Annotated in this window: 14 protein-coding genes; 8 read left to right on the top strand and 6 right to left on the bottom strand. The window is 64.9% G+C overall.

The features are described 5' to 3' along the window. Positions 1–55: 55 nt before the first annotated feature. The 6 genes from RVU70_RS15010 to RVU70_RS14985 all read left to right on the top strand — a co-directional run bounded on the left by RVU70_RS15010 (position 56) and on the right by RVU70_RS14985 (position 6,805). Entirely contained in the window at positions 56–2,461 is a 2,406-nt protein-coding gene (locus tag RVU70_RS15010) for a TonB-dependent receptor (protein WP_363347678.1), read from the top strand. Positions 2,462–2,578: 117 nt separating this feature from the next. After that, on the top strand, positions 2,579–2,995 hold the full coding sequence (locus tag RVU70_RS15005) for an EF-hand domain-containing protein (RefSeq protein WP_405044811.1): 417 nt from the start codon (positions 2,579–2,581) through the stop codon (positions 2,993–2,995). Between the two features lie 64 nt (positions 2,996–3,059). Continuing rightward, positions 3,060–4,238, top strand: coding sequence for an ABC transporter substrate-binding protein (locus RVU70_RS15000; RefSeq protein WP_363347676.1), 1,179 nt, complete (start codon positions 3,060–3,062; stop codon positions 4,236–4,238). Beyond that, positions 4,235–5,215, top strand: a complete 981-nt coding sequence (locus RVU70_RS14995; protein WP_363347674.1) for a YVTN family beta-propeller repeat protein — start codon at positions 4,235–4,237, stop codon at positions 5,213–5,215. Before RVU70_RS15000 ends, RVU70_RS14995 begins: the two co-directional genes overlap by 4 nt. Positions 5,216–5,228: 13 nt before the next feature. Next, the gene (locus RVU70_RS14990) at positions 5,229–5,975 is read left to right on the top strand and encodes an ABC transporter ATP-binding protein (protein ID WP_363347672.1); all 747 of its coding nucleotides are present in this window, start codon (positions 5,229–5,231) and stop codon (positions 5,973–5,975) included. A 2-nt stretch (positions 5,976–5,977) separates the two neighbouring features. Then, positions 5,978–6,805: an ABC transporter permease gene (locus RVU70_RS14985; protein WP_363347670.1), complete on the top strand. Its 828-nt coding sequence runs from the start codon at positions 5,978–5,980 to the stop codon at positions 6,803–6,805. Between the two features lie 161 nt (positions 6,806–6,966). Here RVU70_RS14985 and RVU70_RS14980 read toward each other — a convergent pair whose 3' ends face one another. The 4 genes from RVU70_RS14980 to RVU70_RS14965 all read right to left on the bottom strand — a co-directional run bounded on the left by RVU70_RS14980 (position 6,967) and on the right by RVU70_RS14965 (position 9,733). Continuing rightward, positions 6,967–7,785: a hypothetical protein gene (locus RVU70_RS14980; protein ID WP_363347668.1), complete on the bottom strand. Its 819-nt coding sequence runs from the start codon at positions 7,783–7,785 to the stop codon at positions 6,967–6,969. Between the two features lie 139 nt (positions 7,786–7,924). Continuing rightward, complete coding sequence (gene infC, locus RVU70_RS14975; protein ID WP_363347666.1) at positions 7,925–8,452, bottom strand: translation initiation factor IF-3; 528 nt, start codon at positions 8,450–8,452, stop codon at positions 7,925–7,927. A gap of 187 nt (positions 8,453–8,639) precedes the next feature. Next, positions 8,640–9,512, bottom strand: coding sequence for an alpha/beta fold hydrolase (locus tag RVU70_RS14970; protein ID WP_363347664.1), 873 nt, complete (start codon positions 9,510–9,512; stop codon positions 8,640–8,642). After that, positions 9,509–9,733, bottom strand: a complete 225-nt coding sequence (locus tag RVU70_RS14965) for a zinc ribbon domain-containing protein (protein WP_363347662.1) — start codon at positions 9,731–9,733, stop codon at positions 9,509–9,511. The genes RVU70_RS14970 and RVU70_RS14965 overlap by 4 nt, the downstream gene beginning before the upstream one ends. A 138-nt stretch (positions 9,734–9,871) precedes the next feature. Between RVU70_RS14965 and RVU70_RS14960 the strand changes: the two genes are divergently transcribed. Continuing rightward, positions 9,872–11,605 (top strand): acyl-CoA dehydrogenase, encoded by a 1,734-nt coding sequence (locus RVU70_RS14960; RefSeq protein ID WP_363347660.1) that lies wholly within the window; start codon positions 9,872–9,874, stop codon positions 11,603–11,605. 24 nt (positions 11,606–11,629) lie between these two features. Here the strand turns inward: RVU70_RS14960 and glpD are convergent, their stop codons facing one another. Continuing rightward, a complete protein-coding gene (glpD, locus tag RVU70_RS14955) occupies positions 11,630–13,087 on the bottom strand; it encodes a glycerol-3-phosphate dehydrogenase (RefSeq protein ID WP_363347658.1) in 1,458 nt (485 codons plus the stop codon). A gap of 187 nt (positions 13,088–13,274) precedes the next feature. Between glpD and RVU70_RS14950 the strand changes: the two genes are divergently transcribed. Further along, positions 13,275–13,544 carry a hypothetical protein gene (locus RVU70_RS14950; protein ID WP_363347656.1) on the top strand — a complete coding sequence of 90 codons (270 nt, stop codon included), beginning with the start codon at positions 13,275–13,277 and terminating at the stop codon, positions 13,542–13,544. Positions 13,545–13,647: 103 nt separating this feature from the next. On the opposite strand, the gene RVU70_RS14945 is transcribed toward RVU70_RS14950, so the two are convergent. Then, entirely contained in the window at positions 13,648–14,994 is a 1,347-nt protein-coding gene (locus RVU70_RS14945; RefSeq protein WP_363347654.1) for a DEAD/DEAH box helicase, read from the bottom strand. Between the last annotated feature and the right edge of the window lie 28 nt (positions 14,995–15,022).

Genomic DNA, 15,022 nt, shown 5'->3' with positions numbered 1-15,022 from the left:
AGCCGAGTATCCGATTTCCTTAACGTTGACCCGGCAAATGGCTCGACTCAGATCTTTGACCGCTCTCAGCGCCGTGCTCTTGTCGTCGACGGCGCTGGCGCAGCAAACGCTCCCGACCATCGAAGTCGGCGGCGCGCCGCTCCGCTCCACGACGCCGCGCCCCGCGAAACCTTCCACAGCCCAGGGCCCGAGCCGCCCCGCCGCAGCGCGGGCGACGCCGACGCCGGCGCCAAGCGCTGAAGTCGCCCCCGTCTCGCCCGTCGTCGTCCAATACGCTGTCCCGGCGGCGACCTACACGCTGTCTTCGAAAGAGCTGCAGAACACGCGCGGCTTCGAAGTCGTCAACAATCTGTTTCGTCAGGCGCCGGGCGTCAGCGTCAATGACGTCGCCGGCAATCCGCTTCAGCCGGAAGTGGATTTCCGCGGCTTCGTGGCCTCGCCCATCGCCGGCACGCCGCAGGGCCTCGCCGTCTATCAGAACGGCATCCGTATCAACGAGGCCTGGGGCGACAACGTCTATTGGGATATGATTCCCAATATCGCGATCGATCGCTCCACTGTCGTCACCGGCAACCCGCTCTTCGGCCTCAACGCCATCGGCGGCGCTGTGGTGCTCGATATGAAGAATGGCTTCACCTACCAAGGATTCGAAATCGACGGGCGCGGCGGTAGCCGCGGCCGCCGGCAGGGCTACGCCCAATATGGCGTGCAGGCCGGCCCCTACGCCGGCTATCTCGCCATGGAGGCCTTGGGCGACAACGGCTACCGCTACTTTTCGGGCGCGCATATCAAGCGGCTCTACGGCGACATCGGCTATCGCGGCGACAGCGGCGAAATTCACGCCAACATGACGCTCGCGGGCAACAAGATCAACGGCACCGGTCCCGCGCCGGTGGAGGACGTGACGCGCAATTCCTGGGCTGTCTACACGACGCCGCAGTCGCAAAAGAACACGCTGTCGATGTTCGACCTCAACGGCAACGTTCAGGCGAGTCCGACGTGGAAGCTTTTTGGCGACGTCCATTACCGCGCCTTCGATCAGGCCCGCGTCGACGGCAATACGACCGAATTCGAGTGTGAGCCGCCGGAGGAAGGGGAGGATCCAGAACCCTTCTGCGAAAACGATCTCGGGAATCCGACCTCGATTCCCAATTTCTTCAACGGGCAGGTTCAGCTCGGCGCGGTCGACCGCACGTGGACAAGGTCGCGCACGATCGGCGGCACGGTGCAGGCGACGAATGAGGACGTCTTTTTCGGCTTCCACAACAAAATCACGTTTGGCGCGAGTCTGGATCAAGGCTGGTCATATTTTGCCGCCAGCCAGGAGCTCGGCGTCATACCGGCCAATCTCTATGTGAACGGCTTCAACTATTATGTCGATGAGCCCGGGAGCGGCGTCGCCCCCGTCAACGTCACCGCGGGCAACTCCTATCTCGGCGTCTATGCGCTCGATACGCTCGACGTCACCGACCGGCTGAAAATCACCGCGGGCGCGCGCTTCAACCGCGCGGGCGTCAGCCTTTACGACCTGCGCGGCACGGCGCTCAACGGCGCGGACGTTTATACCCGCATCAATCCCATCGCTGGCGCGACCTATGAGGTGCTGCCGAACACCTTCGCCTATGGCAGCTATTCGGAAGCCAATCGCGCGCCGACGCCGCTGGAGCTCGGTTGCGCCGATCCAGCGCGTCCCTGCCTCATCGACACCTTCCTCGTCGCCGATCCGCCGCTCAAGCAGGTCGAATCGAACACGACGGAACTCGGCATGCGGGGCACGGTCGAGGTCCCGAAGGTTCTGCCCTATGGCGGCGACTATTTCCCCGGTCTGCTGACATGGAGCGCCGGCGTCTACCGCACGAACAACTTCAACGACATTCTGGCGGTGCCGAGCTCCATCAACGGCCGCGGCTATTTCACCAACGCCGGCGCGACCCGCCGCGAAGGCGTCGAGGTTGCGCTTCGCTACGGCGACGAACGCCTCTCCGCCTATATGAACTATACGATGACGATCGCGACCTTTCGGTCGAACATCGTGCTCGGGGCCCCGGATAATCCGCTGGCGCAGCTTTACGGCAACGGCTCGATCATGGTGACGCCGGGGGCTAATCTGTCGTCCGTTGCGCCCCACCGCTTCAAGGCCGGCGCCGACTACGCGGTTACCCCACAGTGGAGAGTAGGCGCGGACGTGCAATATACGGCAGGCTCCTACATCCGCGGCGACGAGATCAACATTGGCGCCAGGCTCCCGTCCTACACCTTCCTCAATCTGCGGACCTCTTACCAGATCACGCCGAACCTGCAGGTCTACGGTCTGTTCGAGAATGTCACCAACACCCGGGCTCGGACCTTCGGCACGTGGTTCGACACGAACGACATCGCCTTCCTGACCTACACCAATCCGCGGATGGTCTCGCTCGGCCCGCCGACGGGTATATACGGTGGCATCACGTTCACCTACTGACCTCGACTGACTGGGCGGCCTCTCGGGGCCGCCTTTTTTTGTCGCACGGCGCGCTACTGGCGAAGCGCGCGCAGCTCCAATATATCTTGGGCGTTCTTCCCGAATACGGAGCTGACAATGAGAGTGAACAAATTGCTTCTCGCCGGCGCAGTCGCGCTTTCCGCGGTGCTGGCGGCGCCGCTCTCGCCGGCGCTCGCAAAAAAGGCGCCCAAGGCTTCGCCTGTCGCGACGCTCGATACGGACAATGACTCGACCGTCGATTTGAACGAGCTGAACAAGGCGGCGGAAGCGCTGTTCGGCAAGCTCGAGAAGGACAATGACGGCACGCTGGACAAGAAGGAGCTCCAGGGCCGCCTGAGCAAGGAGGCCTTCGCCTCCGCCGATCCGGACAAGGACGGGACGCTCACCAAGGATGAATTCCTCTCGGCTGTCTCCTCGCTCTTCAAGGGCGCCGATCCGGATAACGACGGAACGCTCGACGATAAGGAATTCGCTTCCAAGCAGGGCAAGGCGGTGCTGCGCGTCACCCGCTGATCCTCGCGCCAGCGCGCGGGAGACGTGACTTGATCCCGCGCGCCAAAGCGGCCATTTAGGAGGCATGAAAAGCCTCGCCGCCGCTTTCTTTCTGCTGCTTGCCGCCGCGCCCGCCACGGCGGAGACGCTCGCCCTCAAAGTCGGCGTTCTGCGACAGGAGCATTCCCGCGAGACGCTCTCCATTCTCGACATTCCCGCCGCCGACGACACGCTCGCCGGCGCCCTTCTCGGCGCGGCGGACAATAACACCACCGGCAAATTCACCAATCAATCGTACCAGGCGATCGACGAGAAGCTCGATGCGGAGGCCGACGTTGGCGGCGCGGTCGATGCGCTCGTCGACAAAGGCGCGCGTTTCATCATCGCCGACCTCTCGGCCGATCGCCTGCTTGCGGCGAGCGAACGCGCCAAGGCGAAAGGCGCGCTGCTGTTCAACGTGTCGGCGCCGGACGAGCGGCTGCGCGAAGAGGACTGCCGCGCCAATGTGATCCATGTGGCGCCGTCGCGCGCCATGCTCGCCGACGGACTTGCGCAATATCTCGTCTGGAAGCAGTGGCGCAAATGGCTGCTCATCAAGGGTTCGCATCCGGAAGACGAGTTGCTGGCGCAGGCCTATCGCCGCGCGGCGAAAAAATTCGGCGCAAAGATCGTCGAAGAACGCGTCTATGAAGACACCGGCGGCGGGAGGCGCAGCGACTCCGGCTCGGTGCAGACGCAGCGTCAGATGCCGGCGCTCACTCAGAACGCGGCCGCTTATGACGCGCTGCTCGCCGTCGACGAGAGCGACGTGTTCGCCGGCTATCTTCCCTATCGCACATGGGATCCGCGTCCCGTCGCGGGTTCGGCCGGCCTCTATCCCACGAACTGGGACGCGGCTCACGAGCAATGGGGCGCGCATCAATTGCAGAACCGTTTCATGGCGACGTTCCGCCGCCTGATGAATGCGCGCGACAACAACGCCTGGCTCGCCATGCGCATGGTCGGCGAAGCGGCGACGCGCGCCAATTCCGACGATCCCGAAAAGCTGCGCGCATTCATGATAGGCCCCGAGTTCTCGATCGCGGCGTTCAAGGGCGTGCGGCAGACGCTGCGCGTGTGGAACCAGCAGTTACGTCAGCCGATCCTTCTCTCCGACGGCCGCATGACCGTCTCCGTCTCCCCGCAGGAAGGCTTCCTGCATCAGGTGAGCGAACTCGACACGCTGGGCTTTGATCAGCCCGAAACGAAATGCAGGTTGAAATGAAGAAAACCTTTTCCCTGTGCCTGCCCTGCGCCGCGGCGCTCATTTGCGCCCCCCTGCCGCCGGCGAACGCCTACACGGCCTATGTCAGCAACGAGAAGGGCAACTCCATCACCGTCATCGACACCGACAAGCTGCAAGCCACGGCGACGGTGAAAGTGGGGCGGCGTCCGCGCGGAATCGCCCTCAACAAGGACGGCTCCGAGCTTTACATCTGCGCCGGAGACGACGACGCCATTCAGGTGCTCGACACCAAGACCCTGAAGCTTACGGGCAAGCTGCCGTCCGGTCCCGATCCGGAGTTGCTCGCGCTCAGCCCCGGCGGCGACACGATTTACGTCTCGAATGAAAACGACAATCTCGTCACGATGATCGACGTGAAGCGCAAGGAGCAGATCGGCGACATTCCGGTCGGCGTCGAGCCCGAAGGGATGGCGGTGAGCCCGGACGGCAAGCTGCTCGTGAATACGTCCGAAACGACAAATATGGCGCATCTCATCGATACGCAGACGAAGCAGATCGTCGCCAATATCCTCGTCGACGGACGCCCGCGCTTCGCCGAATTCAAAAAGGACGGCTCCGAGCTTTGGGTGTCCTCCGAGGTGGGCGGGACGGTCGCCGTCATCGATCCCGTCAAGCGTGAGTTGAAGCAGAAGATCAGCTTCGAAATTCCCGGCATGTCGAAAGAGGCGATTCAGCCCATCGGCATTTCCATCACCAAGGACGGCAAGCGCGCCTTCGTGGCGCTGGGCCCCGCCAACCGCGTCGCAGTGATCGACGCCGAGACAAAGAAAATCGAAAAATATCTCCTCGTGGGTCAGCGCGTCTGGCATCTGGCCTTCACGCCGGACGAGAAATATCTCATCACGGCCAATGGCGTCTCCAACGACGTCTCGGTGATCGACGTCGCCAGTCTCAAGGTCTTAAAGTCGATCCCTGTCGGCTCCTTTCCCTGGGGCGTCGTGGTCGCGCCGCAATGAGAGCGGCGCGGTCATGAGCGTCCCCGCCCTCAACATCAAGAACGTCAGCCATTCCTACGGGACGCGCAAGGCGCTCGACGACGTCTCCTTCACCGTCGCGCCCGGCAGTTTCACCGTGCTGCTCGGATTGAACGGCGCGGGCAAGAGCACGCTGTTTTCGCTGGTCACCCGGCTCTATGCGGCGCGAAGCGGCGAGATCGAGATTCTGGGCGCCGACGTCATGCGCGCGCCGGGGGCGGCGCTGCGGCGGCTCGGCGTGGTTTTTCAGGCGCGCACGCTCGATCTCGAATTGAGCCTCATGCAGAATTTGATTTATCACGCGGCGCTGCATGGGATCGGTCCGCTCGAGGCGCGCCGTCTCGGGCTCGAGGCGCTCGCACGCGCGGGGCTCGCCGAGCGCGCCAATGACAAGGCGCGCGCGCTCTCCGGCGGTCAGATGCGCCGCGTCGAAATCGCCCGCGCCTTGTTGCACAAGCCGCGCCTGTTGCTGCTGGACGAACCCACCGTCGGCCTCGACATCAAGGCCCGCGCCGATCTCCTCGCCCATGTGCGCGGCCTCGTGCGCGACGAGGGGCTCGGCGTTTTGTGGACGACGCATCTTATCGACGAAATCGCGGAGGATGATCCGGTCGTCATTCTGCATCAGGGCAAGGTGCTCGCGACGGGGCGCGCTGCCGACGTTGTCGCGCAAAGCGGCGCCGACACGATCGGCGCCGCCTTCGCAAGGATCACGGGCGTCGACGCCCGCTCAGAGGGTTAGGGATGAACACGCCGAGCGAGGGCGGCTTTACGCCCCGCCAATATCTCATCTGTCTCATGGGCGTCATCTGGCGCGAGGGCTTGCGCTTCCTGCATCAGCGCGAGCGTTTCGTCTCGGCGCTGGTGCGGCCGCTCGTCTGGCTCTTCATCTTCGCGGCCGGCTTTCGGCAGGTGCTCGGCGTCTCGATCATCCCGCCCTATGAGACCTATGTGCTCTACGAGGTCTATATCGCGCCCGGCCTCATGGCGATGATCCAGCTCTTCAACGGCATGCAGTCGTCGCTCTCCATGGTCTACGACCGCGAGATGGGCAATATGCGCACTTTGCTCGTGTCGCCCTTTCCGCGCTGGTTCCTGCTCGGCGCGAAATTGATGGCGGGCGTCGCGGTGTCGATCCTGCAGGTCTATGCTTTTCTCCTCATTGCTTACTTCTGGGAGATCGAGCCGCCGACGAAATGGGGCTATCTCACCGTGCTGCCGGCGCTCGCCCTCGCCGGGCTCATGCTCGGCGCGCTGGGGATGCTGCTGTCGTCGCTGATCAAGCAGCTCGAGAATTTCGCGGGCGTGATGAACTTCGTGATCTTCCCGATGTTCTTCGCCTCCTCCGCGCTTTATCCGCTCTGGCGCGTGAAGGAGTCGAGCCCGTGGCTCTATTATGTCTGTCTGGCGAATCCCTTCACCCACGCCGTGGAGCTCATCCGCTTCGCCTTCTATCAACAGGTCGAGTGGACCTCGCTCGCCGTCGTGTTGGCTTATACGAGCCTGTTCATGGTCGGCGCGATTATCGCCTATGATCCGGCGCGCGGGATGCTGATGCGCAAGGGCGGCTGAGGCGAGCATACAAACTGCCGAAGCGGCAATTGTCCTTCGAGACGCGAGCTTCGCTCGGTCCCAGGATGAGGCCTGGGTCTATGATGCAAAGACCCTCGCGCTCCTCATGCTGAGGAGCCGCCGGAGGCGGCGTCTCGAAGCATCCCTTGCGACGACGCGCGTTACTTTTTCTTCGCCTTTGCAGCGGTCTCCTCGGCGGCGACCGTCTCCGCATAACCCTCGGGCAGCTTCACGCCGCCCGCGAGCTGCGCGCCGAGCGCGATGACGCGGGCTTCGGTCAGGCGCAAGGCGCAATAGCCGAAATCGGATTCCCTCGCGTAGGAGCGGCAGACTTCCTCGCGCCAGGACGAAAAGCCCGCCTGCTCCTTCACCACGAAGCTGCGGACCGGCTTGTCCTTGCTGTTGCGGTCGTAGAGCGCGCGGAAATCGGAGCGCACCGTTTTCTCGACGCTGGCGCGGGCGCCGAGCATTTCCTCGGCCTTCTTCGGATCGAACTCGTTTTCGGGCATGCCCCACAGACCGCTGGGATCGGCGCGGCAGTCGGCCTCCTTGATCTCGCAGGCCTTGCCCTCATTGGTCACGAGGATGGCGCCGTCGAGAACGTCGAAGGTGAAGGGACAGGCCGCCAGGGAGGCGATCTGGTAACGACGCAGCCCGGCGCCGCTGTCGCGCGGCGTCAGTTTCAGCGGCATGCCGGTGACATCGACGCGGCAGGCTTCGCCCGAGCGCGTGAGTCGGTCGCCGACGAGCGTAAGTTTTATCGCTTGCAAATCGGAGCCGTTGCGGGCGACTTCGATGGAGCTGCCATTGCCGTCGAGCTTCAGCGTCTTGCCGAGGATCGTGTCCTCAGAGGGCGCCTTGGGCATGACAACGGGGCCGCGCGCCGACCCCATCTCGCCGCTGCTCAGTTTTTTCTTGGGTCGTCCCGGCGAGGTCACCGTGCCTTCGGGCGTCGGCTCCACAGCTCCGGGGAGCGCCATCTGTGCGGGAGCCGTCGGCGCAGAGGCGCATAAAAAGACGGCTGCCCCCGCCGCCCGAGCAATGACAGTCCAGGACGGCGCAATCGACATTCTCAAACAGCCCCCTTCAAACCCGCCGGCGCGCCGGCGAGCGCTATTATCATCTCGGCGCCAGAACCATCACCATCTGCCGCCCTTCCATGGAGGGCTCGAGCTCGACCTTGGCGAGGGTCGCCGTCTCCGCCTTCACGCGCGTGAGCAGACGATAGCCAATGTCCTGGTGGGCGATCTCGCGGCCGCGGAAGCGCAACGTCACCTTGACCTTGTCTCCCTCCTCGAAGAACCGGCGCACCGCCTTCATCTTGACGTCGTAATCATGCTCGTCAATGCCGGGACGCAGCTTGATTTCCTTGACCTCGACCACCTTCTGCTTCTTGCGCGCCTCGGCGGCCTTCTTCTGCTCGGCGAAGCGGAAGCGTCCGTAATCGAGGATCTTGCAGACGGGGGGCGTGGAGTTCGGCGCGATCTCGACGAGGTCGAGGCCCGCCTGCTCCGCCAAGCTCAGCGCGTCCAGCAATTGAACGACGCCGTGATTCTTGCCTTCGGAATCAATCAGCTGCACTTCTCGCGCGCGAATCTCGCGGTTGGTGCGGGGCCCTTCCTTCTGCGGCGCCGCGATGCTCTTCATTGGCCTGCGAATGGATCGTTCTCCTTCGAGTGGCCGAAACGCTCGGCCGTGATCAAAAAATAGCGCCGTTTCAGGCGCGGAAAGCTCTTTTCGGACCCGAGTCCGAAGTACGGGAGATTCTCACGAAAGTGCGGCAAGTCAACCGTCGATATCGGCCCAGACCCGATTATTGACGGGAAAGCGCGCATTAAAGGAAATTCTCCATCAACGCAACGAGCTTCTCCGGCGCGTCCTCGGGCGAGAAATGGCTCACGCCTGGGAGAAGCTCGATCCGAAGCTGACGGGCGTAGCGGTCGGTCCCCTCCAGGCAAACTAACGCCAAGGCGGCGTCGTCGGTTCCCCAGACGACAAGGACAGGAACGTCAATCGGCGCGGCGAGGTCGGCGGCCGCGAAGAGTTCCCGCCCGGCCGCGCGATACCAGTTGAGCATGGCGGTCGCGCCGCCGGGGGCGGCGGCGTTATCGCGGTAAAGCGCCAGCACTTTCGGCGGAATCGCTTCGGCGCGGCGGGCCGCGACGCGGACGAGAAGCCCCGTCAGATAACCCTGTCCGGCGGAGAGCAGCCAGTCGGGCAGAACGGGAATCTGGAAGAAAGCGGCGTAGGCGGATTTCAGCTTCTGCCGAAAGCCCCGCAGCGCGGCCCGGAAACAGAGCGGATGCGGAATATTGATGACGACAAGCCGGTCTAGCGGCCGCAGCTTGCGGATCGCCACGACCCAGGCGACCATGCCGCCCCAGTCGTGGCCGATGAGCGTAACCGACGGCGCCCCAGAGGCGTCGATCAGCGCCGCGACGTCGCCCGTGAGCGCGGCCAGTGCATAGTCTTCGCGACTGCGCGGCCGGGTGGTGGCGCCATAGCCGCGCTGATTGACGGCCCAGACCCGGTAACCCTTGGCGACGAGCGGCGCGACGAGATGGCGCCACATCACGGCTGTTTCGGGAAAGCCGTGCAGCAGCAGCGCCAGCCGCTCCCCCTCCCCCGCCTCGAAGACCTCGAAGGTCAGCCCATTGGCGGAAACGAGGATGCGGCGCGCGCCAAGCAGGCTCTCCGCGTCCGTCAACCGGCGAGCGCCGGACAGCTCGGACAGGGCGCGCCCCCGCTCATGGCGGCGCAGCTCTCGCCGGGTCCGGCGTCACCGCCAGCGGCGGGCTTGGCGATCAGCGACAGCTGGCGCTCGACATGGGTCGCGCCGCAGGCCGGGCAGGCCGGGGTCTCCTCGAAACGCGCCAGCGTTTCAAATTCATGAGCGCAGTCCTGACAACGAAAAGCGTAGAGCGGCATGCAAGCGGCCTCGAAGCGTTGACGAAGTCTCGCACTTTACCGCGCCGACGCCGTCCGAAAAAGCCGGGGCGCCGCCGCAGGCGCGCGCAGGGCGCCGGCGCCCTAAATTCACCGCATGATTCGCTTCGAGAGGCAGGAATGACTTACCGCGCGCCGCTTCAGGACCTCATCTTTTCCCTGCGCCTCGCCGCCGGCCGGGAGGCGCTGCAAGCGGACGGGCTCTACGCCGACATTTCCGGCGGCGTCGCCGAACAGACGCTTGCCGAGGCGGCGAAATTCGCCGAGGGACAATTACTGCCGCTCGACCGCGCCGGCGACCGGATCGGCGCACGCTTTTCGGACGGAGTCGTCACGACAGCGCCCGGCTGGCGCGAGGCCTATGCGCAATGGCGGGAGGGCGGCTGGAACGCCATCGCCGCGGCGCCGGACCATGGCGGGATGGGGCTCCCCGCCCTCCTCAACGCCGCCTGCACGGAAATCTGGAACGGCGCCAACATCTCCTTCGCGCTCTGCCCGCTGCTCAGCCATGGCGCCATCGAGGCGCTCGAGGCGCACGCCAGCGCCGCGCTCAAAGAGGCCTATCTGCGCAAGATCGTCAGCGGCGAATGGACCGGGACGATGAATTTGACCGAGCCGCAGGCCGGCTCCGATCTCGCGCTGTTGCGCACGCGCGCCGAGCGCAACGGCGACGGCTCCTACCGCCTCACCGGCGAGAAGATCTACATCACTTATGGCGAGCACGATCTCGTCGACAACATCATCCACCTCGTGCTGGCTCGGCTGCCCGATGCGCCCGCCGGCGTGAAAGGCATTTCGCTCTTTCTGGTTCCGAAATTCCTTCCCGAGGCGAGCGGCGCCTTCACGCGGCGTAACGCGTTGCGCTGCGCCGGCGTCGAGCACAAACTCGGGATTCATGGCTCGCCAACCTGCACCATGCTCTATGAGGACGCGACCGGCTTCCTTATCGGCGAGGAGCACAATGGCCTCGCCTGCATGTTCACGATGATGAACAACGCCCGCCTGTCGGTCGGTCTGCAGGGCGTCGCCCTCGCTGAGCGCGCGAGTCAGGCGGCCCTCGCTTACGCCCGCGAGCGCCGGCAGGGTCGCGCGCCGGGCGCCAGGGAGACGAGCGCCATCGTCGATCACCCCGACGTCGCGCGCATGCTCCTGACCATGGCGAGCCTGACGGCGGCCGCACGTGCGATCTGTTTCGAGACTACGGCCGCGCAGGACCGCGCCCATCGCGACGACGACCCCGCGCGCGCCAAGGAAGCCGACGAGCGCGCGAGTCTGCTGACCCCCGTCGCCAAGGCGTTTTCCACCGACATCGGCGACGAAGCGACGTCGCTTGCCGTACAGGTCTTCGGCGGCATGGGCTATATCGAAGAGACGGGCGTCGCCCAGCTCATGCGCGACGCCCGCATTTGCGCGATCTACGAAGGCACGAACGGCATTCAGGCGATTGACCTCGTCGGCCGAAAACTCGCCATGTCGGGCGGCGCCGCCGTGCGTCGGGAGATCGAGGACATGCGCGCCCTTGCGCGGGAGAGCGATTACGCCAATGTCGCCGAAGCTGTGGAGTCCTTCGCGCAGGCAAGCGACTACATGGCGCAGGCGATGAAAGCGTCGCCTGCGGAAGGACTGGCCGGCGCGACGCCCTATCTCCGACTTTTCGCGCTCGCGCGCGGCGCGACGCTTCTGGAGAAAGGGGCGAAACGCGCCCGCCGCGAGAACGACCCCAACGCCGAGCGCTACGAAGCGCTTTCGCATTTTTTCGCCAAGAACGTCGCCGTCGCCGCGCCGGGACTGGCCCGCAGCGTGACGGAAGGCGGCGCTTCCGTGACGACTGCGGCTGGAATGTTGAAGGGTTAACGCTGCGAAGAGCGCGCGCTCGAATTACGCGGCCATGAACGTCCGCAACGCCGCCTGCTGGCCCTCGCCCAAATGTAAGCCGAGCTTCGAGCGCCGCCATAACACGTCCTCGGCCTTGCGCGCCCATTCGTTTTCGACGAGGTAACGCACTTCGGCTTCGGTAAGGCCGCAGCCGAAATCGCGGCCGAGATCCTCCATCGACCGCGCATGTTTGAGAAAACGCTCGGCGCGCGTCCCATAGGCGCGCGCGAGGCGCCGGGCGAGCGCATGTCCGAGAAACGGCTTCTCAGCCGACAAATGCGCGAGGAACTCGTCGAAGGCCACGTCGCCGCCGGGAAAGACGCCGCGTTCCGTCCACGCTCCGCCATGCGGCGGCAGAAAGGCCGCAAGATCGTCGAGCGCATGTTCGGCGAGGCGTCGCGACGTCGTGATCTTGCCGCCGAAAATCGACAGCGCCGGCGGCGCGCCCTCGGGAGCGTCGAGATCGAAGGCGTAGTCGCGCGTCACGACCGAGGCGTTGAGCGAGCCGTCGTCGTAAAGCGGCCGAAGCCCCGAATAGCTCCAGACGATGTCGTCGCGGTTCAGCGGCCGGCGCAGAAAGTGATTGATGGCGGCGATGAGGTAATCGGTTTCCGACGCGCTGATGTCGACCTGCCCTGGCGCCCCGTCAAAAGCGACGTCGGTCGTGCCGACAAGCGTGAAGTCCTGCTCATAGGGAATTGCGAAAACAATGCGCCCGTCGGGATTTTGCAGAATATAGGCGTGGTCGCCCTCGTAGAGTCTTCGCGTAACGAGATGCGAGCCTTTAACGAGCCGCACATGCTTGCGCGAGCGCAGATGCAGGGCGCCGTCGATCACCTGCGACACCCAGGGTCCGGCGGCGTTGACGAGGACGCGCGCTTCCACTCTCACGCCGTTGTCGAGGGCCGCGGTCCAATGTCCGTTCTCTCGCCTGGCGTCGATCAGCCGCTCGCCCACGCTGATCGTTGCGCCGCGTTCCTTGGCGTCGAGCGCATTGAGCACGACGAGGCGGGAGTCGTCGACCCAGCAGTCGGCGTAAGTGAAACCAACAGAATAAGCGTCGCGCAGCGGCGCGCCGAGTTCGTTGCCTTTGAGCGACACCATGTGCGAGCCCTCGAGCCGCTTGCGCCGCGCGAGATGATCGTAAAGAAACAGGCCGACCCGCAGCATCCATACGGGACGCAGGCCCTTCTCGTACGGCAGAACGAACTTGAGCGGCCAAATGACATGCGGCGCGGCGGCCAGCAAAAGTTCGCGCTCGGCAAGCGCTTCGTGCACGAGTCGGAACTCGTAGAGTTCCAGATATCGCAGGCCGCCGTGGATCAGTTTGGTCGAGGCGGATGACGTGCCGCTCGCGAGATCGTTCTGCTCGACCAGTCGTACAGAAAGCCCCCGCCCCGCCGCGTCGCGCGCGATGGCGCAGCCGTTGACGCCGCCGCCGATGATGAGAAGGTCGTACATGCGCCCGCCGCTCTTTTATGTCTCAGGCTCAATCTAAGGCGGTTGGCGGCTTGTGCAAGAAAACGCTCTCGAGACGACAAGCCTGCGTTTTATCGGAATAATCGATAAGCTAGATTTTTGCCCTCTATTGGACAAGGGATCGTCGCCGTCCCATCCTCGTAGTTATCGAAGCTGGGAGGATGCCGACATGCGATCTAAATTGATGCTTGCCCTTGTCGTGGTGGCGAGCCCCTTGTTTGTCATCAGCGCCGCTCAGGCGGATTTCGGCGATGATCTGTCGCCCCCGCTTCCGTGGCTGCAAGACGATCAGCCTGCCGCCGAACGTCCAATCTCAAAAAGGCCGAGAGTCGCCGTCGACGCCGATCGTCCTCGGGACAGGATGCACCGCGGCGTCCATCGAAAGGTCTATGATCACCACTCTTACCGACATGGCCCCGATTTTCATGAATACGACTGAAACGGGCGATGCGCTCCCCTCGCGCCGAGACGCCGACTTCGGCGGTCCTTGGCGCGAGGGGCTCATTATGCGTTGATGGAAGCCGTTGTATGGCTCCCGCTCCTCACCCCTGCGTGGGGTGCGGACGATGGGTACCGCCCTGCGCGCGGCGCTTCTGACCGGCGCCGGAGCGCGGCGGGCGGCGGCCTTCGGCGCGCGGGCCATCGCGATGCGGCCCCTCGCGGCGAGGATGTTTCTGCGCATGGCGCGCGCCGCCGTTGGCCTTGGGGGCGCCGCCGCGCGCGCCGCGGCGAGCCGGGGCGGTCTCATCATGGCGCTCGCCGTCGCTGCGGCGGTCGGTCACGGGCAGCGACTGGCGGGTGAGTTTCTCGATCTGGCGCAGCAGCGGCCGCTCGCCGTTGTCGCAAAGCGAAATCGCACGGCCCGAGGCGCCGGCCCGCGCCGTGCGGCCGATGCGATGGACATAAGCTTCCGGCGTCTCCGGAAGTTCGAAATTCACCACATGCGTCACGCCGTCGACATCGATGCCGCGGGCGGCGATGTCCGTTGCGACGAGCACGCGCGTACGGCCCTTGCGGAAACCGTCGAGGGCGCGAATGCGCTGGCTCTGGCTCTTGTTGCCGTGGATCGCCTCCGCGCCGACGCCGGCGGCGTCGAGATGCTGCGCCACGCGATCCGCGCCACGCTTGGTGCGCGTGAAGACGATGGCGCGCGAGATGTCGACGTCATTCATCAATTCGAGAAGCACGTCCCGCTTCGCCCCGCCGTCGACGAGGAACACATGCTGCGCGACGCGCTCCGCCGTCGTCGCGACGGGCGTCACGGCGACCTGGGCGGGATCGTTCAGCATGTCCTGCGCGAGGCCGGCGATCTCCTTCGGCATGGTGGCGGAGAACAACAGCGTCTGGCGCTTCTTGGGAAGCTTGGCGACAATCTGGCGGATCGGGATGATGAAACCGAGATCCAGCATGTGATCGGCTTCATCCAGAACCAGCACTTCGGTCTGCGCCAGCTTCATGCGGCCGCTGGCGACATGATCGAGCAAACGGCCCGGCGTCGCGACGAGCACGTCCAGCCCGCGCGCCAGCATGTCGATTTGGGGACGATGCGACACGCCGCCGACGATGACGCCGACGCTCGGCCGCAGAAATTGGCCGTAGGAACGGAAGCTGTCGGCGATCTGCGCGGCGAGTTCGCGCGTCGGGGCCAGCACCAGCGCCCGCGCGGTAAAGGGCGCCGGCCGGCGCCGGTCGGCGATCAAGCGTTCCAGAATCGGCAGGGCGAAGGCCGCCGTCTTGCCGGTGCCGGTCTGGGCGATGCCGAGGAGATCGCGGCCCTGCAGAAGATAAGGAATCGCCTGGGCCTGAATGGAAGTCGGGGTCTCATAGCCTTCGCGAGCGAGGGCGCGAAGCAGAATCTCGGCAAGGCCAAGATCGGAAAAATTGGTCACTGAGCGTCTTTCATAAGGGAATCGCGCC

The sequence above is a fragment of the Methylocystis echinoides genome (assembly GCF_040687965.1).
GTDB classification, from domain to species: domain Bacteria; phylum Pseudomonadota; class Alphaproteobacteria; order Rhizobiales; family Beijerinckiaceae; genus Methylocystis; species Methylocystis echinoides_A.
This window is presented reverse-complemented; position numbering and strand designations above follow the sequence as displayed.